The following is a 17,816-nucleotide window of genomic DNA, read 5'->3' as shown; positions in this document are numbered from 1 at the left end:
TGACATGGCGGTATGGAATTTAGGGTCGATCAACACCGACATCGTTTATTCCATGCCGCATATTCCCGCCCCAGGGGAGACTCTCGCATCACTGAGCCGCCAGGTTTTTCTAGGCGGTAAAGGTGCAAATATGTCAGTTGCGGTAGCGCGCGCTGGTTCGCACGTTCGGCATATCGGTGCGGTGACGGCAGACAGTCTTTGGACCCGCGACCGCTTGATGGAATACGGCGTCGATACCCGATTTATCCAAGTTGTTGATGCCGATCCCGCCCAAGCCATTGTTATGGTTGATGCCGAAGGTGAGAATGCGATCGTCCTTCATCAAGGTGCGAACATTGCCATTCCTGATGATCTGATCCGTGGCGCATTGTCCGAGGCCCAAGTTGGCGATTGGATCGTGACGCAGAACGAAACCAACGGTCAGACGGATGCACTGGCCCTTGGACGCGAAATGGGGCTTCGGGTCGCTTATGCAGCTGCACCGTTTTCCGCGGAAGCAGTTCAGGCCGTTTTGCCATACCTCGATTTCTTGATCTTGAATGAGATTGAAATGGCGCAGCTCCGCGATGCGCTGGGCAAGGATGCCGAAGAACTCGGTGTTGCGTCAGTCATCATCACAATGGGATCGAAAGGCGCGGTTTTGATCGAAGGTGGAACCCGAACTGAATTCCCCGCGATCAAAGTTGATCCCGTTGATACCACTGGGGCAGGGGACACATTCACGGGATATGTCCTCGCTGGGTTGGATCGTGGGATGCCGATGGCGCAGGCGATCCAGCAGGCGACTAAGGCGGGCGCATTGATGGTGACACGCAAAGGCACTGCCGATGTGATCCCCGATTTGGCCGAGGTGCAGGCGTTTCGCCCTTAAAATAGACCCTAATAAGGGGTTTTAGAGTCTATTTTGTATTATGTTCATATTTGGATTCTCTCGTCCTGTTCGATAATTTTAGTCGATGAATTCCCCGCGGAGTTAAAGCCAATTTTTCGCTTTTCTGTGCTCGATCTCGCGTCTAGCCTTTTGATCAAAAGGAGGATGCGATGACACATGTGACCACGCACCAAGCGGAAGAAGACAGCCGGAACGAAGCCATCCTCATTTACCTCAACGGTCGTATCGTCCCCAAGGCCGAAGCTTTGGTGTCGGTCTACGATTCAGGCTTCATGTTGGGTGACGGTGTTTGGGAGGGGCTTCGTCTATATGACGGGCGCTGGGCGTTTCTCGATGATCACATGGATCGACTTTTCGAGGCGGCGAAAGCGATCGACCTCGATATCGGGATGACCCGTGCCGAGGTTATCGATGCGCTCAAACAAACGCGCGCCGCGAATGAAATGACAACCGATGCGCATGCGCGGCTGATGGTGACGCGCGGTGTCAAAAGTCGTCCGTTTCAACATCCGTCCTTATCGCGTCAGGGCCCGACGGTGACGATCATCATGGAACATTCGAAACCGTCCATACCGCGTCCGATCCGTCTTGCCACGGTTCCGCACATACGCGGTTTGCCGATGACCCAAGATCCGAAGCTGAACAGCCACTCTAAACTGAATTGCATCCTCGCGTGCATTGCGGCGGAAAAGGCCGGTGCAGACGAAGCCCTGATGCTCGATGTTCATGGGTTTGTGAACACGACCAACGCGTGCAACTTCTTTATCGTTCGAAAGGGCGAGGTTTGGACGAGCACGGGTGACTACTGCATGAACGGTATTACGCGGGCCAAGGTGATTGAGGTCTGTCGTCAGAACGACATTCCAGTGTTCGAGAAAAACTATTCTCTCGTAGATACTTACGGCGCGGATGAGGCATTCCTTACGGGCACATTCGGTGCGCAAACACCTGTGTCTGAAATCGATGGTCGGCAGATTGGAACTGGGACAATGGGGCCTGTTACGCAGCGCATCCGTGACCTTTACAAAGCACTGATCGAAAGCGAGGCAAACTGATGCGGATCGCAATGTGGTCGGGGCCGCGAAACTTATCGACGGCGATGATGTACTCTTTCGGAGCGCGCGATGATTTCGCCGTTGTCGATGAGCCATTTTATGCGACTTATTTGGAGAAAACGGGTTTAGATCACCCGATGCGAGATGAGGTTATCGCCTCGCAGAAAACGGATGTAGTTGCCGTAGTTGACGATCTTTTGGGGCCTATTTCAGAGGGGAAACCCCATTTCTACCAAAAACACATGTGCCAACACATGCTGCCCGATATTCCGCGCGATTGGATTTCCGCAGTCGAAAACGTGTTTCTCTTGCGTCATCCGGCCCGCGTGATCGCGAGTTTCTCGAAGAAATACGCTGATCTGACATTGGCCGACATTGGGTTCACCCAGCAGAGCGAATTGTTTGATCAGCTCGTTGCTGACGGCAAACGACCCATCGTGATTGATAGCTTTGATATCCGTCAAAATCCCGAAGGTATGCTGCGCGCACTGTGTGATGCGCTGGGTCTGGATTGGGACCCAACGATGTTGTCATGGCCAACAGGCGGGCATCCTGCCGACGGCGTCTGGTCCAAAGTTTGGTATGACGCCGTTCATAATTCGACAGGATTTGCGGGCGCAGAGGGCCCTTTGCCTGCGGTTCAGGCAGAGCACGAAGTCCTGCTAGAACAGGCGATTCCGCATCATGAACGTCTGGAGAGGCTGAAAATTCGGCTCTAGCCCAGTAACTTACCGAGTTTCATGGCGACCGCAGGGTTGCCAGAGATTTTTAGTTTGCCAGTCACCACACCCGTCATCGGGTTCAGCTTTCCAGCGAGTAGTTTGGCAAGGTTTTCGGTCGTTATTGCGATGGTGCAATCGGCATGTTGGTCCACGGTGCCGACTCCATTGGGGCCGAGCGTGACGACGCCATCTTGCCCGCAGTCAAACTTTAGAACGTCGCTCAAACGGCTCGGGTCTAGCCCTTTTGATAGACGTTCAACGATCTCTGAAAATAACATGGCCGCCCCCTACATATGCCGTGAGATACGGCTAAGGAGCGGCCATGAATTGCGCAATTGAAACGCTGCGTCAGCCTTTGACGCGGTTGTTGCGTGCAGCCAAGAGCTTCAGTCGCAGCGCGTTCAGCTGGATAAAGCCTGCAGCGTCTTTCTGATCGTATGCACCAGCATCGTCCTCGAACGTGACGTGTGCTTCGGAATAGAGGCTGTGGTCCGACCAGCGACCAACTGTGTTGACCGAACCCTTGTAGAGTTTCAGGCGAACGGTGCCAGTGACGTGCTCTTGGGATTTGTCGATGGCAGCTTGCAGCATTTCACGCTCAGGCGAGAACCAGAAGCCGTTGTAGATCAGCTCTGCGTAACGCGGCATCAGACTGTCTTTGAGGTGGCCAGCGCCGGAATCGAGGGTAATCTGTTCGATACCACGGTGTGCTTCGAGCAGGATGGTGCCGCCCGGAGTTTCGTAGATACCGCGCGATTTCATACCGACAAAGCGGTTCTCAACAAAGTCGAGACGACCAACGCCGTGTTTGCGACCGTATTCGTTCAGAGCGGTGAGGATCGTTGCGGGCGACATTGCCTCGCCGTTGATCGCCACTGCGTCACCCTTTTCAAAGGTGACTTCAATGAACTCAGGTGTATCGGGTGCTTCTTCCGGCGAAACGGTGCGCTGGTAGACGTATTCTGGTGCTGCATCGGCCGGATTTTCCAGCGCTTTGCCTTCGGACGAAGTGTGCAGAAGGTTCGCGTCAACAGAGAAGGGTGCCTCACCGCGTTTGTCTTTTGCGATCGGAATCTGGTTCTGTTCAGCGAACTCGATGAGTTTGGTACGCGAGGTCAGATCCCACTCACGCCATGGTGCGATCACTTTGATCGATGGGTCGAGCGCATATGCGGACAGTTCGAAACGAACTTGATCGTTGCCCTTGCCTGTTGCGCCGTGGGCCACAGCATCAGCACCCGTGGCGTGCGCGATCTCAACAAGACGTTTGGAGATCAGCGGACGAGCGATCGAGGTGCCGAGAAGGTAGAGACCTTCGTAAACAGCATTCGCGCGGAACATCGGGAAGACGAAGTCGCGAACGAATTCTTCACGAACGTCTTCGATGTAGATGTTTTCGGACTTGATGCCGAGCATTTCAGCCTTGGCACGTGCAGGTTCCAGTTCTTCGCCCTGACCAAGGTCGGCGGTGAAGGTAACAACTTCGCAGCCGTACTCGGTCTGCAACCATTTCAGTATGATCGACGTGTCGAGGCCGCCGGAATAGGCGAGGACCACTTTCTTGGGTGCAGACATCGGGCTCTCCTTTAATTAGATCGACAGGGCGATACCTTCTTTTCAGGGCGCAAGCAAGGGAAGCCCATTGACGGAAGGGGGCCTGACGTGGCTCTTTCTGCGAAATATTTAAATAGGAGCTACGTTATGGCGTGGAAATTGATTTTACACTCTTTCAACATGATCTTCGGCAACCTCGCTGAGGCTCTCAAGGTATCAGTTGGACCGATCTTGGTTGGTCTCTTGTTGATCGGTTTGAGCTTTCTAGGGTTCGGACTAAATTTTGAATTTCTCTCCGAAATGGAACAGGGCAGTAGCGCGAATACTGGCGCTGCGTTTCTATTCGTCTTGCTTGCGATCATCATCATGACAGTTGTCTTTGCATGGATCGCCGTTGCATGGCACCGCTTTGTACTACTTGAACAATATCCCGGCATTTTGCCCGCGTTCAGAGGTCAGCCTATCGGTGCTTATATCGGGCGGACGCTTGTTCTTTCTTTGTTGATCGCATTGGTCGTGTTTGCCTTGGCATTTGTGATTGGCCTTCTCACGGCGCTTACGGCTTCGATGGGGCTTGCGATCTTCCTTGGTGTTGGTTTGGGTTTTGTGGTTTCGTACCTTTGGCTCCGCATTGGCCTCGTTCTGCCCGCAACTGCACTGCGTGAACCGCTTAAAGTGTCCGAGTCGATGGCTGCGACCAAACCGATGGCCGGCACCATCTTTGGTGTCTCGGCGATACTAGCGATCCTAAATTTTTTGATCAGCTTGATCATTGGTCAGGTCTATAACTTCGCGGGCATCATCGCGTTTGTTCTGGATGTGGCCGCGAATTGGGTATTCATCATGGTCGGAATCAGCATTCTGACCACGCTCTACGGGCATTTGATCGAAAAACGTCCGTTGATCGACTAAAGAGACGCGATAAAGGCGCGGTCGCCCTCGTTTGATACGAGAACCTCGGCCGCGTCTTTGTCCATCCAAAGCGCCGTGTGGCCTGCTTCGGTCGGGGCGCTGATGCGTGCGACAGGACGCGCGAGATAGATGTGGCAGATCTTTTCGGCCCACATATCGTAATCAGGCATATAGCAGAAACGACGATAAAACCCGATTTTGCGGGGGGTTGCGATGTGCCACCCTGTTTCTTCGAACACTTCGCGGTGAAGCGCGGCAATCGGGCTTTCGCCTGTATCAATGCCACCACCGGGGAGCTGGTATTCGTCCTCAGGCTCTGCTTGATGAGTGAGTAAAAGGCGCCCACCGAGGGGCAAAATTGCATATGCACCGGGGCGTAATTTGTATTTCACGTCACGCCGGATCGGCTCACCAAATCGAATACTCATGATAAAACCCCTTGGACCTGCGCTTGATGCGCTTATATGGACGCGGTATGCCAAACCTCGCCTAACAAGGAAAGCCTATGACACTCGGCAGCCAGATCGCTTGGGACGACACTGTACTCCCGTTTCAACTCGATGCGTCGGACGTGCGCGGTCGCGTGGCCCGTTTGGACGGGGTTCTTAATCGCGTCTTGGAGCAGCATGATTACCCAGATCAGATCGAAGCCTTGGTCGCAGAGATGGCTCTGCTGACTGCACTGATCGGTCAGACGCTGAAACTGCGTTGGAAACTGTCCCTGCAGGTTCGCGGTAGCGGGCCTGCGCGTCTGATCGCGACAGACTATTACGCGCCGCAGTCCGAAGGAGAGATCGGTCGTATTCGTGGCTATGCGTCGTTCGATGAAACCCGCCTCGATCCATCGAAGCCCCCGTTCGAGATGATCGGGCAAGGTTATTTCGCGATCCTGATCGACCAAGGGCAGGGCACTACCCCATATCAAGGCATCACGCCGATTGCTGGTGGATCACTCTCTGCCTGCGCTGAAACCTATTTCGCGCAGTCTGAACAGCTCCCGACACGGTTCGAGCTGTCGTTCGGCAAATCTACGCTTCCAGGTAAGGATGAAGCATGGCGCGCTGGTGGTGTAATGCTGCAGCACATGCCAAAGGCCTCTCCTTTTGCAAAAGGCGAGGAAGCAACGGGTGAAGAAGGCGTTCTGACTGCCGCTGACTTGCTGGATGAGGATGAAGGTGAAAACTGGAATCGCGCGAACATCTTGCTGAATACCGTTGATTCTCTCGAGTTGATCGGGCCAGTTGTTCCGCCGACCGACCTCTTGGTCCGTCTGTTCCACGAGGAACGCCCTCGTGTGTATGATGCCCAAGCCGTTAAATTCGGCTGCTCGTGTTCGTCGGACCGTGTTCGTCAAAGTCTGTCGATCTATTCGGCAAAAGATATTGCACACATGACCACACCAGAGGGTATCGTGACAGCAGACTGCCAGTTCTGTGGCGCGCATTACCAATTTGACCCGAAAACGCTCGGGTTCGAAGCAACGGAAAAACCGGATGATTCAGAGGAATAAGGCAGAAGACCGCCTAATCGCCGCCTTGTATGCTCAGGGCGGCGAAACCTCTGATTTCGATCTGAACCCAGATACAAAGCTCCCTGAAAACCGCGTGCTCAAGCCAGCCGCGGTGTTGGTAGCGTTCCACGAGGACGGTCGGCTTTTGCTGACCAAACGGTCGGCCCGGTTGAAACACCACCCAGGTCAGATCGCCTTTCCCGGTGGGAAGGTTGAGCTGGGCGAGACACTTGTAGATGCGGCCTTGCGTGAAGCGCAGGAGGAGGTCGGGTTAGACCCTTCTCAGGTCAATGTCTTGGGAACTTTGCCGTCCCACGAAACGGTCACGAGCTATGTTGTGACGCCAGTCGTTTCGATGATCCGAGGCGACTGGACACCTGTTCCTGAACTTGGAGAGGTCGAGGAGGTTTTTACCGTACCCTTCGACCATATTGCGAACCGCACGAATTATCGGATCGAGGGGCGTCGTTGGCAGGGACGCCGACGGTATTATTTCACCGCACCTTATGGCCCGTATTACATCTGGGGGGCCACTGCGCGGATGCTGCGCGGATTGGCGGAACGTCTATGCGACTGACGGCGGATTGGTTAACGCACCCTGCGTCGCAGGCCGTGTGCACGGCGCTGACGGACGGTGGGTTTCAAGCCTACTTTGTCGGTGGGTGCGTTCGGAATGCTTTGCTCGGAAAGCCTGTCTCGGATTTGGATATTTCGACGGATGCGCGGCCAGAACAGACTCTAAAACAGGCAAAACAGGCCGGTTTAAAGGCGATCCCGACTGGCATTGATCACGGCACAATCACCGTAGTTGCCGATGGAATCCCGTTTGAGATTACCACCTTCCGAAGGGATGTCGACACGGATGGTCGTCACGCGGTCGTCGATTTTGCGGACACGATGGAAGAAGACGCCCGCCGTCGTGATTTCACGATGAACGCGCTTTACGCTGCGCCGAATGGTGAAGTGTTTGACCCCGTGAATGGTCTACCCGACCTTCGCGCTGGGCATCTTCGGTTCATTGGTGATGCAGATCAGCGCATTCGCGAAGATTACTTGCGCATTCTTCGGTTCTTCCGTTTTTCGGCTTGGTATGGCGATCCTGCGCTGGGCATTGATGCCAATGGTTTGGCTGCTTGCGCTGAAAACCTCGACGGATTGGCGCAATTGTCTTCAGAGCGTGTTGGTTCTGAAATGCGTAAACTCTTGTCCGCCGCTGACCCTGCGCCTGCGATGGCCGCAATGGCGGCGAGCGGAGTGCTGTATGCGGTCCTCCCCGGCGCGCAGGCACAAAACCTCGCGATCCTTGTTCATTTAGAGGGCGACCGTAGTCCTGATCCGATCCGTCGATTGGCGGTCATCGGCGGCGAGGATGTTCCTGAGCGGTTGCGTTTGTCGAACGCAGATAAACGGCGGCTTGAGGCTATTCAGGCTGGCGTCTGCTTGGATTTTCCCGAGTTAGGATATCGGTTCAAAGACACCTCTGAAGACAGTTACCTCGTGCGTCAAGCATCGATGGGACAACCAATTGATCCCGACGATCTGGCGATCGTGCATCATGCCATGCAGCAATCGTTTCCTGTGAAGGCGGCTGATCTGATGCCAGCATTTACGGGGGCTGCATTGGGCGAACGGCTTCGCAAACTCGAAGCGGATTGGATCGCCTCTGGATTTACGTTGTCGCGAGATGCTCTGATCTCTAGCGCAGGATGAATTGCCCCGCTAAGGAAGCGACATGAAAATTCAAAGCCTCACACACACTGGTTTAGGTCGCGCCGAAGACGGCACGATGGTTCCGCGCACGCTTCCCTCGGAAGAGGTCGAAGTCACAGATGATGGCGTTCGTATCGTCTCTCCTTCGGCTGATCGTGTTAGCCCGCCATGCCGCCATTATAAATCCTGCGGTGGCTGCGCGATGCAGCATGCATCCGACGCCTTCGTTGCGGCTTGGAAGGCATCGACTGTTGAGCGTGCCCTGTCTGCGCAGGGGATTGAAGCGACCATCGCGGAAACGATCACAAGCCCTATCAAATCTCGTCGCCGCGCGAAATTGGCTGGCCGTCGCACAAAAAAGGGAACGCTTGTAGGGTTCCATGCGCGCGCCTCTGACACGCTGGTCGAGGTACCAGATTGTCAGCTTTTGGCGCCAGAACTGATCGCAACTCTCCCTGCACTCAACGCGCTAACCGCCCTCGCTGCGAGCCGTAAGGCTGAAGTCGCGATGACCGTCAGCATGAGCGTTGATGGTCCCGATGTGCATATCCAGACCGAAAAAGAGCTTACGACTGATTTGCGGGTCGATCTGGCGAAGTGGGCGAATGAATTCGGGATCGCGCGGTTGGTTTGGGTTGACGAGCCCGTCGTGACCATTCACCCACCACGTCAGGATTTCGGAGGGTCGCTTGTCGTGCCACCGCCTGGGGCGTTTCTTCAGGCGACCAAGCACGGTGAGAAAGCTCTACAAGATGCGGTGAGCGCGATTGTCGGCGATGCGGATAAGGTCGTAGACCTCTTTGCTGGGTCGGGGACATTTACCCTGCCTTTGGCGCGTAAGGCTTCGGTTCACGCGGTTGAGGGCGTCCGAGAGATGATGGACGCATTGGACCGTGGTTGGCGCAGCACTGGCGGGTTGCACCGCGTTTCGGTCGAGACGCGTGACCTGTTCCGCCGTCCACTTTTGCCCGACGAACTGAATGAATTCGACGCTATCGTAATCGACCCGCCGCGTGCAGGTGCAGAGGCGCAAGTTGCTGAAATTGCAGAGTCCAAAGTCGCTACAGTGGCGATGGTGTCATGCAATCCCGTGACTTTTGCTCGAGATGCGAGAACCTTGATTGACGCGGGCTTTACGCTCGGCCCCGTGACGGTCGTCGATCAGTTCCGTTGGTCACACCACATCGAGGTCGTTGCTGCATTTACGCGCAAGTGATGTCAATTTGGGTAGCTAGGCGGCGGATTCAAATTCGTGTAGACGGTGCGCAATAAAAGCGAAAATCGCATCGAGGCAGTACCTAATGTTCACACGGATTCTGTTGATCCTAACCATCGCGCTTGGCCTATCGTCGTGTGGGCGGACGACCAAATTTTTGGCTTACGAAGGGCCAGAGATCACGTCGATTGTTGTGAACAAAGGTGCGCGTCGCATGTATCTTATGCACGATACCAATGTGATGCGGAGCTACGACATCCGCATGGGTTTTGCCCCAGAGGGACACAAACAGTTCGAGGGTGACGGTAAGACGCCTGAAGGAACTTATGTGATCAACCGTCGGAATCCGAACTCGGCCTATCACCTGTCGCTCGGTATCTCATATCCGAACGCTCAGGATAGAGCTTATGCTGCCTCACAAGGGCGCTCTCCAGGCGGAGAAATTTTCATCCACGGGACGCCATCTATCGCAGATAGCAGCATTGATTGGACGGCGGGCTGTATCGCTGTCTCGAACGCTGAGATCGAAGAGATTTATGCCATGGTCCCGAACGGGACGCCGATCTTTATCTACCCTTAAAGGGGCTTGCCGGTCACAAAAGTCCACCAGATTTTACCGTTTGATTCTTGGAACCACGCAAAGCCCATCTCGCGGGCGTTGGGGTCAAGGATCACATCGCGAGTGTCTGCCTGTTCAAGCCACGCAGCGAGGGTCTGCATCTCTGTCTCGAAAGTTTCAGAGATGTTTTCACCCAAGATTTGCCCCGAATAGCCAACACGACGACCACGGTCGAGCGGCGAGGAGCCGTCGGACCCAAAGTGCCAAGGACGGTTTTGGAGGGACATATCACGCGAATGAGTCGCCGCAGCCGCATTCAGTTGCGCGTTCAGCGTAAGTGGTGTCAGGCCACGCGCCTGACGCAGCACGTTCACACCGTCGAGCATACGATATTCGATCGCAGCTTCGTCGTTTGGTTGGATGACGTAGATAGAGGGTAAGGGAAGCCCATCTGGACCAAGGCGCGGCCCGTTACCCAACGTGCAGCCCGCAAGACCCAAAGCCGCGAACCCGAACATAACGTGACGACGATTCATGATGAACTCCTGTTAGACGCGAAACTCATATCCTTTGATTCGTGGCAATTCAAACCCAGTTGCGCAAGGTTTGGCCGATCTCCGCTATGTGTGAATTGAATGAAACAGCACAAAAGCGTATTTCATCATCAAACAACCGTGGCCCTTACCACGCCGGAGCATACAGACATGACCGACCCGAAATTTAGCCGCCGTGCATTTGTGGCCGCTGCCGCCGCAACCATAGGCACCCGCAGCGTTGCGCAGACCGAAGGTTCGACCGAAATCGAAAGCGATATTTCGCATTCGGTTCAACGGAATATCTCGAGCTTCCGATCCTTGGATTGGCGGCCCTATTTCGACACTCTTCGCAACGGTGCGATTTTGGTGGATACGCAGAGCCGTGCATTGCACTTCTGGTCTGAAGACCAGTCTGTTTACAAGCTCTTCCCGACCTCTGTGCCGTTGACCGCCGATCTTACCCGCTTGGGAAAAACAGAGATTGTGCGTCGCGTTATTGGGCCTGAATGGCGTCCGACACCGTCGATGCTAGAGCGGAACCCCGAATGGCCGGACTACATTGGACCGGGCCCAGATAATCCATTGGGAACCCACGCTCTCTATCTGTCGTGGCAGTATTACCGAATCCATGGCACCCACGACACGCGTAAAATTGGCCGTCGGTCGTCGAATGGGTGTATCGGCCTGTACAATGAACACATCGCAGAGCTTTATGGTTTGACCAAAGTAGGCACTCAGGTGTTGCTGATTTAACCACAATCACAAAATCTTTTGTGGCAAAAATAAGAAAACCTCTTGGCAGAACGCCTGATTATCTAGTTTACACTCGTACACGAGGTAAGTCTTGACTGTCGCGGACCGTCCTCAACACTTAGGTTCCTGCGACAAGAAAATTGGAGAATTGTTATGAAAAAAATCGCTCTCGCCGCTGCTTTCACCGGTTTCGCTTCTGCTGCTTTCGCAGGTGGCATGGCTCCGGTTGTAACTGTTGAGCCAGTAGTTGTTGAAGAAGCAGCGACTTCGTCGTCCGCTTCGGGCCTGATCATTCCGCTGATCCTGGTTGCTCTGATCGCTGCTGCAGCTTCGAACTAATTCGAAGTCTCAGTGACAAGATTGGGCCGGTTGCTATGCAACCGGCCCTTTTCTTTTACCCAATCCAACCTTTGAGGTTCTGGATGATGACGCCGGTGAGCGCTTTGATATGCGCAGGGTCGTCGTTGAGGCACGGAATGTAGCTGAAATGCTCGCCACCAGCCTCTTCAAAGCTCTCTTTGATCTCTTCGTTGATTTCTTCCAGCGTTTCGATGCAATCGGCGCTGAAGGCAGGTGCGATCACTGCAATGTGTTTGTGACCCTGTTCAGCTAAGCGCGCGACTTCTTCGACGGTGTAGGGCTGAAGCCACTCTTCAGGACCAAATTTCGACTGGAAGGTCGTTTTAATCTGCGTGTCATCCCAACCGAGCCGCTCTTTCAAGAGACGCGTGGTTTTTGCGCAATGACAGTGATAGGGGTCGCCAGCTTCGGTCAGGTAACGTTTCGGCAAGCCGTGATATGAACAGACCAACATTGAGGGCTTTTCGTCCATCGCGTCATAGGCACGCTGCACCGATTCAGCTAGCGCGTCGATATAAGCAGGATCTTCGAAATAGGGCGGTACGATGCGTGCGACGGGCTGGAATTTTTCCTTCATCAGCGCACGGAAGAACTGATCGTTCGCAGTGGCTGATGTCGCACCCGCGTATTGCGGATAGAGCGGGAAAAACAGGATGCGGTCGCAGCCCGCATCAGCCATCTCTCGGACTTTCGATTCTGTCGATGGATTACCATAGCGCATGCAGAAATCGACGATCACTTGCTCACCGAACAACCCTTGCAAGCTTGCGCGGATCGCTGTCGTTTGGTCCCGTGTGATGGTCATCAACGGGCTTTCGTCTTTTTCGGTGTTCCAGATAGAGCGATAGGCAGCGCCAGATTTCTGCGGACGGATCGACAGAATGATGCCCTGTAGGATTGGCTGCCATTTCCACGCGGGGTAATCGATAACACGTTTGTCAGACAAAAACTCGCTGAGGTAGCGGCGCATCGACCAGTAATCCGTCGCATCAGGCGTACCGAGGTTGGCCAGCAAAACACCAATCCGGCGCGGTTTGATGGCGGGGTGATCGGCAGGTGCGTGGACGGGGCATTTTGCCATTCCGCCAGTGTTCTTTACGTCTTTCATGTCAGTCCCGTTCCGTAGTTTGGGCCAGAGATATGTCAAAACCCCGATGGGTCAATCATCCGTCTGGGGCAGGTTGAGTTCTTTTGCACCAAGTGCGTCCGCCAGTCGCGCCGTGGCTGATCCAGGGCGGAGTGGCTTTTGTTGGCTCTCATCAGGAGCCCAGCCTGTTAAAAAGATTACTTCGAATGTTGCACGAATACGCCCATCCGTATCGCTAAAGTGTTCGGCATAGAGCTTTGCCGCCTCGTCAAAGACCGCGCGGCGGGTCGGTTTTCGTAGTCGTTGCGACAGCGCGTTTGCCTCTCCCATCGCACGTAGGTCACGCATCAGCGCCCAAGCATCCTCATAAGTTACGTTCAGCGGCATTGCATCCGCAACGGGCAATGCCATGCCAGACCGTTGCAAAAGGGCGCCAAGATCGCGGATCTCTGCCATTGGGGCGACGCGGGGCGATAGGCCGCCAGTCACGCGGCTCTCTGCTTCGGCTAGAACGGTCCGTAGTTCGTGGAGTGTTTGCCCCCCGAACATCGCGCCCAGGAACAGGCCATCCGGTTTGAGTGCGTGACGGGATTGGACGATTTGGCCGATGGGGTCATTTGCCCAATGCATCGACATGGCATGGACCACGAGATCATGCCGTCCCGTATCCAAGGTCAATAAATCAGTATCCGCCACTTGGACCGCATCAGGGAAGTGCGTCGCCCAATATTCAGGCTGACCAGAGACAATCGCGGGCGCGTTAAACGGCCTGTTAACCTCGATCAGTCTTTCCTGAATCTCGTCTGCCACAGCATTAAGCATGAATGTTGCAGTCATACGAGACCGGTTGCGGTCCAGTGAGGCGCGGTCGGCGATATTTGGCGGGGTTCTCATGCCCTTTGTTTAGGGAATACCAACGATGTTGCATAGTGTTGTCCGCATGGTTCTGCCGCGTCAGTGTGGCCTATGTGATCAACTCACCGACGCCGACTTTGGTCTTTGTCCGGACTGTTGGGCCACCACGGATTTCGTGAATGGACTGGTTTGCGATCATTGTGGTGTGCCGTTGATGGGCGAGGATGAAACAGCGCTCTGCGACGAATGCCTTGTGGAGCCGCGGCCTTGGGCAACTGGGCGGACTGTGTTCGGATATTCGGGTGGAGGGCGAAAGCTGGTTCTCTCGCTCAAACACGGGGACCGACAAGACCTTGTGCCAATGCTGTCAGCGATGTTGTCTCGCGCGGCCCGACCATTGCTGAGTGATGATACAGTTATTGTTCCCGTTCCGCTTCATTGGACGCGGTTGTTTCGGCGCAGGTTCAACCAATCGGCCCTTTTAGCTGCCGAAACAGGTCGTATTTTGGGTCGGCCCGTTGTCGTTGATGGTTTGGCGAAAGTGCATCGTACAAGGCCGACCGAAGGCATGTCGCGCGAGGCCCGACTTGCTGTTCAGCAAGGTTCCATCAGACCGCATCCCAAGAATGGCTGTCGTATGCGGGGGCGGTCCGTTCTGATCATCGATGATGTGATGACCACTGGGGCAACTCTTGCTGCGGCGACCGAAGGGGCGCGTTTGGCTGGCGCAAAGCAGGTTTGCGTTCTGACACTGGCGCGAGCGTATAAAGAAACCTAAATATACGGGTGAACACGAAAGGTCCGTTATGAAACCCGTAGAAATCTACTCCTCCCCGTTTTGTGGCTTTTGCCACCGCGCAAAGCATCTGCTGACCTCTAAAGGTGTCGCCTTTACTGAGATCGACGTGATCGAACACCCCGATCGTCGCGCCGAAATGGTAGAGCGTGCAAATGGTGGCCGTACCGTGCCGCAGATTTTCATTGATGGCGCCCATGTTGGGGGCTGCGATGACCTGTTTGCACTTGAACGCGCGGGGAAGCTCGACCCGATGCTGGCGTGAGGGCCGCGCTTTTACAGATCTGTTCATGTGATGATCCGCTGACGAACCTGTCTCGGGTCATAGAGATGATGGCTGAGGCCGTTGCAGGTGGTGCGGGGTTCGTTCTCACACCTGAAGTGACCAATATAATTAGCCAAGACCGACAGCATCAGAACGACGTTCTACATCTCGAAGCAGATGATCCCGTTTTGGCTGGGCTGCGCCAAGCTGCGGCAGAGCATGGAATTTGGCTCGCCATCGGGTCACTCGCGATCAAAACGGGGGACGGCGATGGGCGTTTTGCCAATCGGTCTTTTGTGATCGCGCCCGACGGGTCGATCCGCGCCCGATACGACAAGATCCATATGTTCGACGTGCAGGTCTCTGAGACTGAGACGTTTCGCGAATCTGCTGGGTTCCGACCGGGGGAAGAGGCGGTGACATGCGAAACGCCCTTTGGCACCTTGGGGCTGACAGTGTGTTACGACGTTCGGTTCCCTTATTTGCATCGCGCTTTGTGTCAGGCTGGAGCGACGATCCTACTGGCCCCCGCTGCGTTTTCACCCGTCACGGGCGCCGCGCATTGGGAACCTCTCTTGCGGGCGCGTGCGATTGAAAACGGGGCTTATGTTCTGGCTGCTGCGCAAACAGGTAATCACTCGGTGCATTCGGGCAAACCACGTCAAACCTACGGTCATTCGATGGTAATCTCCCCTTGGGGAGAAGTTTTAGTCGATGCTGGAGTGGACGAAGGCATTGTTTTCATTGATTTGAACCCCGATGAGGTGGCACAAGCGCGGGCGCGCGTACCGTCTTTGTTGCATGATCGAGTTTTTAGGGGACCGGATGGACAAGAATTCAAATAACCTTGCCGTTTCGCTCTTTAGCGAGATCCTGACCGTGGATCAGTTGGCTCGCGCCAATGTGGTTCGCGTGCTGCCCAAGGGTATGGAGTTGTCCCATTTTTCCGTTCTCAATCACCTTGCTCATGCCGGTGATGAACGCACGCCAGCGCAATTGGCAAAGACGTTTCACCTCACCCGTGGAGCGATGACGAATACGTTGGGCAAATTGGATTGGGCGGGTTGGGTTCATATTCGTCCCGATTGGGACGATGCGCGGCGCAAGCTGGTAGCTATTAGCCCTGCGGGTCTTGCTGCACGTGATGCGGCGCTTGCCGCTATGACACCAGTGATTGCTGGTCTCGTTGATAAAGTCGGCGCAGAAAAAGTCCGCGCCGTTTTGCCTGTCTTGCGTGAGCTGCGGTTGCAGCTGAGCGAAAACGATTAACGTTTGATCGATGCGGTGACATAGTTCACCGATAAGTCGCGATCACTGATTGACCATGTCCATAGCACTGGATTGAACACGAATCCTTTGCGATCAACGGGGTCGAGGCCGCCTTTCCGGATCAAGTCATAGAGTTCGTCTGGCGTGATGAACTTTGACCATTCATGCGTGCCTTTTGGTAGCCAGCGCATCACGTACTCTGCTCCCAGAATCGCAACGGCAAAGCTCTTGGGGTTGCGGTTGATGGTCGAACAGATGTGCAGACCCCCCTGTTTCAAAAGCTGCTGACACGCGGTCAGGTAAGCCAATGGATCGGCCACATGTTCAACAACTTCCATGTTGAGAACCACATCGAACTGCTCCCCTGCGGCGGCCATCGTTTCGGCGGTGGTCCAACGGTAGTCGATGTCGAGGCCTGATTGACGGGCGTGGGCTTGGGCTACGGGGATGTTCCGCTCCGCGGCATCGACGCCGACAATCGTCGCCCCCAAACGTGCCATCGGTTCGCACAACAAACCACCGCCACAACCGATGTCGAGTATCCGCAGGCCTGAAAACGGTTTGTCATTGTCCAGATCACGACCAAATTCTGCTGCGATTTGCTCGGTTATGTACTTCAGCCGGATCGGGTTCATCATGTGGAGCGGCTTGAATTTGCCCTCAAGATCCCACCATTCTGCGGCCATAGCTTCGAATTTGGCAACTTCTGCGGGATCAACGGTCGTCTGGGTCATCTTTGCCTCCAAAGGGGGAATGGTCTGGCGGTTTACCGTGCTATATAGAGGTGACATGGACAAAGTCTCAGGTCAAAGACGCGCGGTGCCGCACCTTTATCCCCCGATCGACCCATTTGACCAGCAGATGCTGGATGTGGGTGACGGGCACAGAGTGTATGTCGAACAATGTGGTCGGCGTGACGGTGTGCCTGTCATAGTTGTTCACGGTGGACCGGGTGGAGGCTGTAGCCCCGCCATGCGTCGTTATTTCGACCCAGAGGTGTATCGTATCGTTCTGTTCGATCAGCGTGGATGCGGTCGGTCATTGCCTCATGCGAGCACAGAGGCGAACACGACGTGGGACCTCGTCGCGGATATGGAGAAGATCCGCGAAACCCTGAATATCGGGCGCTGGTTTGCCTTTGGCGGAAGCTGGGGCGCGACGCTCGCATTGATCTACGCTCAGACCCATCCTGAACGCGTGTCAGGTTTGATCCTACGCGGCGTATTCCTGATGACTGATCCAGAGTTGGATTGGTTCTACGGCGGTGGTGCGGGTGCATTCTGGCCCGACCTTTGGGCCCGTTTCGAAAGCCTCATTCCCGAGGAAGAGCGGGACGATATGATTGGCGCCTATCACCGCCGTTTGTTCAGCGGAAACCTGATGGAGGAAACTCGTTACGCGCGGGCTTGGGCCAATTGGGAGAACGCGCTGGCATCCATCGAATCCAACGGCTTTGCAGGCGAAGCACCCGGTGAATACGCGCGGGCATTTTCGCGGTTAGAGAACCATTACTTTATCAACAAAGGGTTTCTGACCGAAGACACCGCGATCCTGAACAACCTCCACCGTCTGAGAGGCATCCCCGGCCACATTGTCCAAGGTCGTTATGACATGATCTGTCCGCCGACCTCGGCTTACAAATTGCACAAAGGCTGGATTGGCTCGCGGATGCGGATGATCCCACAGGCGGGCCATGCGCTGTCTGAACCGGGGATCACGCGGGAATTAGTGCGGATCATGGATGAGATCGCGGCAGAGTTCTAAT

At 55.0% G+C, this 17,816-nt stretch carries 23 protein-coding genes; 16 read left to right on the top strand and 7 right to left on the bottom strand.

The features are described from left to right. The first annotated feature begins 4 nt into the window (after window positions 1–4). From BSK21_RS14115 to BSK21_RS14105, 3 genes are all read left to right on the top strand, one after another. Window positions 5–871: a ribokinase gene (locus BSK21_RS14115; protein WP_067552449.1), complete on the top strand. Its 867-nt coding sequence runs from the start codon at window positions 5–7 to the stop codon at window positions 869–871. Window positions 872–1,041: 170 nt separating this feature from the next. Then, window positions 1,042–1,947: a D-amino acid aminotransferase gene (locus tag BSK21_RS14110; RefSeq protein WP_067552452.1), complete on the top strand. Its 906-nt coding sequence runs from the start codon at window positions 1,042–1,044 to the stop codon at window positions 1,945–1,947. Beyond that, window positions 1,947–2,666 (top strand): branched-chain amino acid aminotransferase, encoded by a 720-nt coding sequence (locus BSK21_RS14105; protein WP_067552455.1) that lies wholly within the window; start codon window positions 1,947–1,949, stop codon window positions 2,664–2,666. Before BSK21_RS14110 ends, BSK21_RS14105 begins: the two co-directional genes overlap by 1 nt. On the opposite strand, the gene BSK21_RS14100 is transcribed toward BSK21_RS14105, so the two are convergent. Beyond that, entirely contained in the window at window positions 2,663–2,947 is a 285-nt protein-coding gene (locus BSK21_RS14100; RefSeq protein ID WP_067552458.1) for an SCP2 sterol-binding domain-containing protein, read from the bottom strand. The two genes, BSK21_RS14105 and BSK21_RS14100, sit on opposite strands and share 4 nt — an antisense overlap. 70 nt (window positions 2,948–3,017) lie before the next feature. Next, window positions 3,018–4,244 carry an argininosuccinate synthase gene (locus BSK21_RS14095; protein WP_067552461.1) on the bottom strand — a complete coding sequence of 409 codons (1,227 nt, stop codon included), beginning with the start codon at window positions 4,242–4,244 and terminating at the stop codon, window positions 3,018–3,020. A 126-nt stretch (window positions 4,245–4,370) separates the two neighbouring features. Here BSK21_RS14095 and BSK21_RS14090 point away from each other — a divergent pair, with 126 nt between their 5' ends. Continuing rightward, the gene (locus tag BSK21_RS14090) at window positions 4,371–5,135 is read left to right on the top strand and encodes a hypothetical protein (RefSeq protein WP_067552464.1); all 765 of its coding nucleotides are present in this window, start codon (window positions 4,371–4,373) and stop codon (window positions 5,133–5,135) included. On the opposite strand, the gene BSK21_RS14085 is transcribed toward BSK21_RS14090, so the two are convergent. Next, window positions 5,132–5,563, bottom strand: a complete 432-nt coding sequence (locus BSK21_RS14085) for an NUDIX hydrolase (protein ID WP_067552467.1) — start codon at window positions 5,561–5,563, stop codon at window positions 5,132–5,134. The two genes, BSK21_RS14090 and BSK21_RS14085, sit on opposite strands and share 4 nt — an antisense overlap. Before the next feature lie 77 nt (window positions 5,564–5,640). On the opposite strand from BSK21_RS14085, the gene BSK21_RS14080 reads away from it, so the two are divergent. The 5 genes from BSK21_RS14080 to BSK21_RS14060 all read left to right on the top strand — a co-directional run bounded on the left by BSK21_RS14080 (window position 5,641) and on the right by BSK21_RS14060 (window position 10,151). Continuing rightward, entirely contained in the window at window positions 5,641–6,645 is a 1,005-nt protein-coding gene (locus tag BSK21_RS14080) for an Hsp33 family molecular chaperone HslO (protein ID WP_067552469.1), read from the top strand. Next, on the top strand, window positions 6,629–7,222 hold the full coding sequence (locus BSK21_RS14075; protein ID WP_067552472.1) for a CoA pyrophosphatase: 594 nt from the start codon (window positions 6,629–6,631) through the stop codon (window positions 7,220–7,222). The genes BSK21_RS14080 and BSK21_RS14075 overlap by 17 nt, the downstream gene beginning before the upstream one ends. After that, window positions 7,213–8,355: a CCA tRNA nucleotidyltransferase gene (locus BSK21_RS14070; protein WP_067552476.1), complete on the top strand. Its 1,143-nt coding sequence runs from the start codon at window positions 7,213–7,215 to the stop codon at window positions 8,353–8,355. Before BSK21_RS14075 ends, BSK21_RS14070 begins: the two co-directional genes overlap by 10 nt. 22 nt (window positions 8,356–8,377) lie before the next feature. Continuing rightward, window positions 8,378–9,571, top strand: a complete 1,194-nt coding sequence (locus BSK21_RS14065; RefSeq protein ID WP_067552479.1) for a class I SAM-dependent RNA methyltransferase — start codon at window positions 8,378–8,380, stop codon at window positions 9,569–9,571. Between the two features lie 85 nt (window positions 9,572–9,656). Further along, the gene (locus BSK21_RS14060; protein WP_067552480.1) at window positions 9,657–10,151 is read left to right on the top strand and encodes a murein L,D-transpeptidase family protein; all 495 of its coding nucleotides are present in this window, start codon (window positions 9,657–9,659) and stop codon (window positions 10,149–10,151) included. Here BSK21_RS14060 and BSK21_RS14055 read toward each other — a convergent pair. Beyond that, on the bottom strand, window positions 10,148–10,666 hold the full coding sequence (locus BSK21_RS14055) for a CAP domain-containing protein (protein ID WP_067552483.1): 519 nt from the start codon (window positions 10,664–10,666) through the stop codon (window positions 10,148–10,150). The genes BSK21_RS14060 and BSK21_RS14055 overlap by 4 nt on opposite strands. A 168-nt stretch (window positions 10,667–10,834) precedes the next feature. Here BSK21_RS14055 and BSK21_RS14050 point away from each other — a divergent pair, with 168 nt between their 5' ends. Then, window positions 10,835–11,419, top strand: coding sequence for a L,D-transpeptidase (locus BSK21_RS14050; RefSeq protein WP_067552486.1), 585 nt, complete (start codon window positions 10,835–10,837; stop codon window positions 11,417–11,419). Between the two features lie 153 nt (window positions 11,420–11,572). Continuing rightward, window positions 11,573–11,758, top strand: a complete 186-nt coding sequence (locus BSK21_RS14045) for a hypothetical protein (protein WP_067552489.1) — start codon at window positions 11,573–11,575, stop codon at window positions 11,756–11,758. Window positions 11,759–11,813: 55 nt separating this feature from the next. Here BSK21_RS14045 and hemH read toward each other — a convergent pair whose 3' ends face one another. Then, a complete protein-coding gene (hemH, locus tag BSK21_RS14040) occupies window positions 11,814–12,887 on the bottom strand; it encodes a ferrochelatase (RefSeq protein WP_156529625.1) in 1,074 nt (357 codons plus the stop codon). A gap of 51 nt (window positions 12,888–12,938) precedes the next feature. Continuing rightward, window positions 12,939–13,688, bottom strand: a complete 750-nt coding sequence (locus BSK21_RS14035) for an SAM-dependent methyltransferase (RefSeq protein WP_232230439.1) — start codon at window positions 13,686–13,688, stop codon at window positions 12,939–12,941. A gap of 97 nt (window positions 13,689–13,785) precedes the next feature. Here BSK21_RS14035 and BSK21_RS14030 point away from each other — a divergent pair, with 97 nt between their 5' ends. From BSK21_RS14030 to BSK21_RS14015, 4 genes are read left to right on the top strand one after another with little or no spacing between them, the layout of a single operon-like run. After that, the gene (locus tag BSK21_RS14030) at window positions 13,786–14,499 is read left to right on the top strand and encodes a double zinc ribbon domain-containing protein (protein ID WP_067552495.1); all 714 of its coding nucleotides are present in this window, start codon (window positions 13,786–13,788) and stop codon (window positions 14,497–14,499) included. A gap of 28 nt (window positions 14,500–14,527) precedes the next feature. Next, a complete protein-coding gene (gene grxC / locus BSK21_RS14025; protein WP_067552498.1) occupies window positions 14,528–14,782 on the top strand; it encodes a glutaredoxin 3 in 255 nt (84 codons plus the stop codon). Next, window positions 14,779–15,627, top strand: a complete 849-nt coding sequence (locus BSK21_RS14020; protein ID WP_067552501.1) for a carbon-nitrogen hydrolase family protein — start codon at window positions 14,779–14,781, stop codon at window positions 15,625–15,627. The genes grxC and BSK21_RS14020 overlap by 4 nt, the downstream gene beginning before the upstream one ends. Beyond that, window positions 15,608–16,051 (top strand): MarR family winged helix-turn-helix transcriptional regulator, encoded by a 444-nt coding sequence (locus BSK21_RS14015; RefSeq protein ID WP_067552504.1) that lies wholly within the window; start codon window positions 15,608–15,610, stop codon window positions 16,049–16,051. Before BSK21_RS14020 ends, BSK21_RS14015 begins: the two co-directional genes overlap by 20 nt. Here the strand turns inward: BSK21_RS14015 and ubiG are convergent. Beyond that, the gene (gene ubiG, locus BSK21_RS14010; protein ID WP_067552507.1) at window positions 16,048–16,785 is read right to left on the bottom strand and encodes a bifunctional 2-polyprenyl-6-hydroxyphenol methylase/3-demethylubiquinol 3-O-methyltransferase UbiG; all 738 of its coding nucleotides are present in this window, start codon (window positions 16,783–16,785) and stop codon (window positions 16,048–16,050) included. The two genes, BSK21_RS14015 and ubiG, sit on opposite strands and share 4 nt — an antisense overlap. Before the next feature lie 55 nt (window positions 16,786–16,840). Here ubiG and pip point away from each other — a divergent pair, with 55 nt between their 5' ends. After that, window positions 16,841–17,815, top strand: coding sequence for a prolyl aminopeptidase (gene pip, locus BSK21_RS14005; RefSeq protein WP_067552510.1), 975 nt, complete (start codon window positions 16,841–16,843; stop codon window positions 17,813–17,815). Window position 17,816: the final 1 nt, after the last annotated feature.

It is taken from the genome of Marivivens sp. JLT3646, from assembly GCF_001908835.1.
Classification (GTDB): domain Bacteria; phylum Pseudomonadota; class Alphaproteobacteria; order Rhodobacterales; family Rhodobacteraceae; genus Marivivens; species Marivivens geojensis.
This window is presented reverse-complemented; position numbering and strand designations above follow the sequence as displayed.

Bases quoted from the DNA above. Each gene is read 5' to 3' on its own strand.
- pip (WP_067552510.1), top strand. From the start codon at position 16,841: ATGGACAAAGTCTCAGGTCAAAGACGCGCGGTGCCGCACCTTTATCCC.
- BSK21_RS14100 (WP_067552458.1), bottom strand. From the start codon at position 2,947: ATGTTATTTTCAGAGATCGTTGAACGTCTATCAAAAGGGCTAGACCCG.
- BSK21_RS14090 (WP_067552464.1), top strand. From the start codon at position 4,371: ATGGCGTGGAAATTGATTTTACACTCTTTCAACATGATCTTCGGCAAC.
- BSK21_RS14070 (WP_067552476.1), top strand. From the start codon at position 7,213: ATGCGACTGACGGCGGATTGGTTAACGCACCCTGCGTCGCAGGCCGTG.
- BSK21_RS14110 (WP_067552452.1), top strand. From the start codon at position 1,042: ATGACACATGTGACCACGCACCAAGCGGAAGAAGACAGCCGGAACGAA.
- BSK21_RS14060 (WP_067552480.1), top strand. From the start codon at position 9,657: ATGTTCACACGGATTCTGTTGATCCTAACCATCGCGCTTGGCCTATCG.
- BSK21_RS14055 (WP_067552483.1), bottom strand. From the start codon at position 10,666: ATGAATCGTCGTCACGTTATGTTCGGGTTCGCGGCTTTGGGTCTTGCG.
- BSK21_RS14080 (WP_067552469.1), top strand. From the start codon at position 5,641: ATGACACTCGGCAGCCAGATCGCTTGGGACGACACTGTACTCCCGTTT.
- BSK21_RS14085 (WP_067552467.1), bottom strand. From the start codon at position 5,563: ATGAGTATTCGATTTGGTGAGCCGATCCGGCGTGACGTGAAATACAAA.
- BSK21_RS14030 (WP_067552495.1), top strand. From the start codon at position 13,786: ATGTTGCATAGTGTTGTCCGCATGGTTCTGCCGCGTCAGTGTGGCCTA.
- BSK21_RS14115 (WP_067552449.1), top strand. From the start codon at position 5: ATGGCGGTATGGAATTTAGGGTCGATCAACACCGACATCGTTTATTCC.
- BSK21_RS14050 (WP_067552486.1), top strand. From the start codon at position 10,835: ATGACCGACCCGAAATTTAGCCGCCGTGCATTTGTGGCCGCTGCCGCC.
- BSK21_RS14065 (WP_067552479.1), top strand. From the start codon at position 8,378: ATGAAAATTCAAAGCCTCACACACACTGGTTTAGGTCGCGCCGAAGAC.
- grxC (WP_067552498.1), top strand. From the start codon at position 14,528: ATGAAACCCGTAGAAATCTACTCCTCCCCGTTTTGTGGCTTTTGCCAC.
- BSK21_RS14095 (WP_067552461.1), bottom strand. From the start codon at position 4,244: ATGTCTGCACCCAAGAAAGTGGTCCTCGCCTATTCCGGCGGCCTCGAC.
- BSK21_RS14105 (WP_067552455.1), top strand. From the start codon at position 1,947: ATGCGGATCGCAATGTGGTCGGGGCCGCGAAACTTATCGACGGCGATG.
- hemH (WP_156529625.1), bottom strand. From the start codon at position 12,887: ATGAAAGACGTAAAGAACACTGGCGGAATGGCAAAATGCCCCGTCCAC.
- BSK21_RS14035 (WP_232230439.1), bottom strand. From the start codon at position 13,688: ATGCTTAATGCTGTGGCAGACGAGATTCAGGAAAGACTGATCGAGGTT.
- BSK21_RS14075 (WP_067552472.1), top strand. From the start codon at position 6,629: ATGATTCAGAGGAATAAGGCAGAAGACCGCCTAATCGCCGCCTTGTAT.
- BSK21_RS14015 (WP_067552504.1), top strand. From the start codon at position 15,608: ATGGACAAGAATTCAAATAACCTTGCCGTTTCGCTCTTTAGCGAGATC.
- ubiG (WP_067552507.1), bottom strand. From the start codon at position 16,785: ATGACCCAGACGACCGTTGATCCCGCAGAAGTTGCCAAATTCGAAGCT.
- BSK21_RS14045 (WP_067552489.1), top strand. From the start codon at position 11,573: ATGAAAAAAATCGCTCTCGCCGCTGCTTTCACCGGTTTCGCTTCTGCT.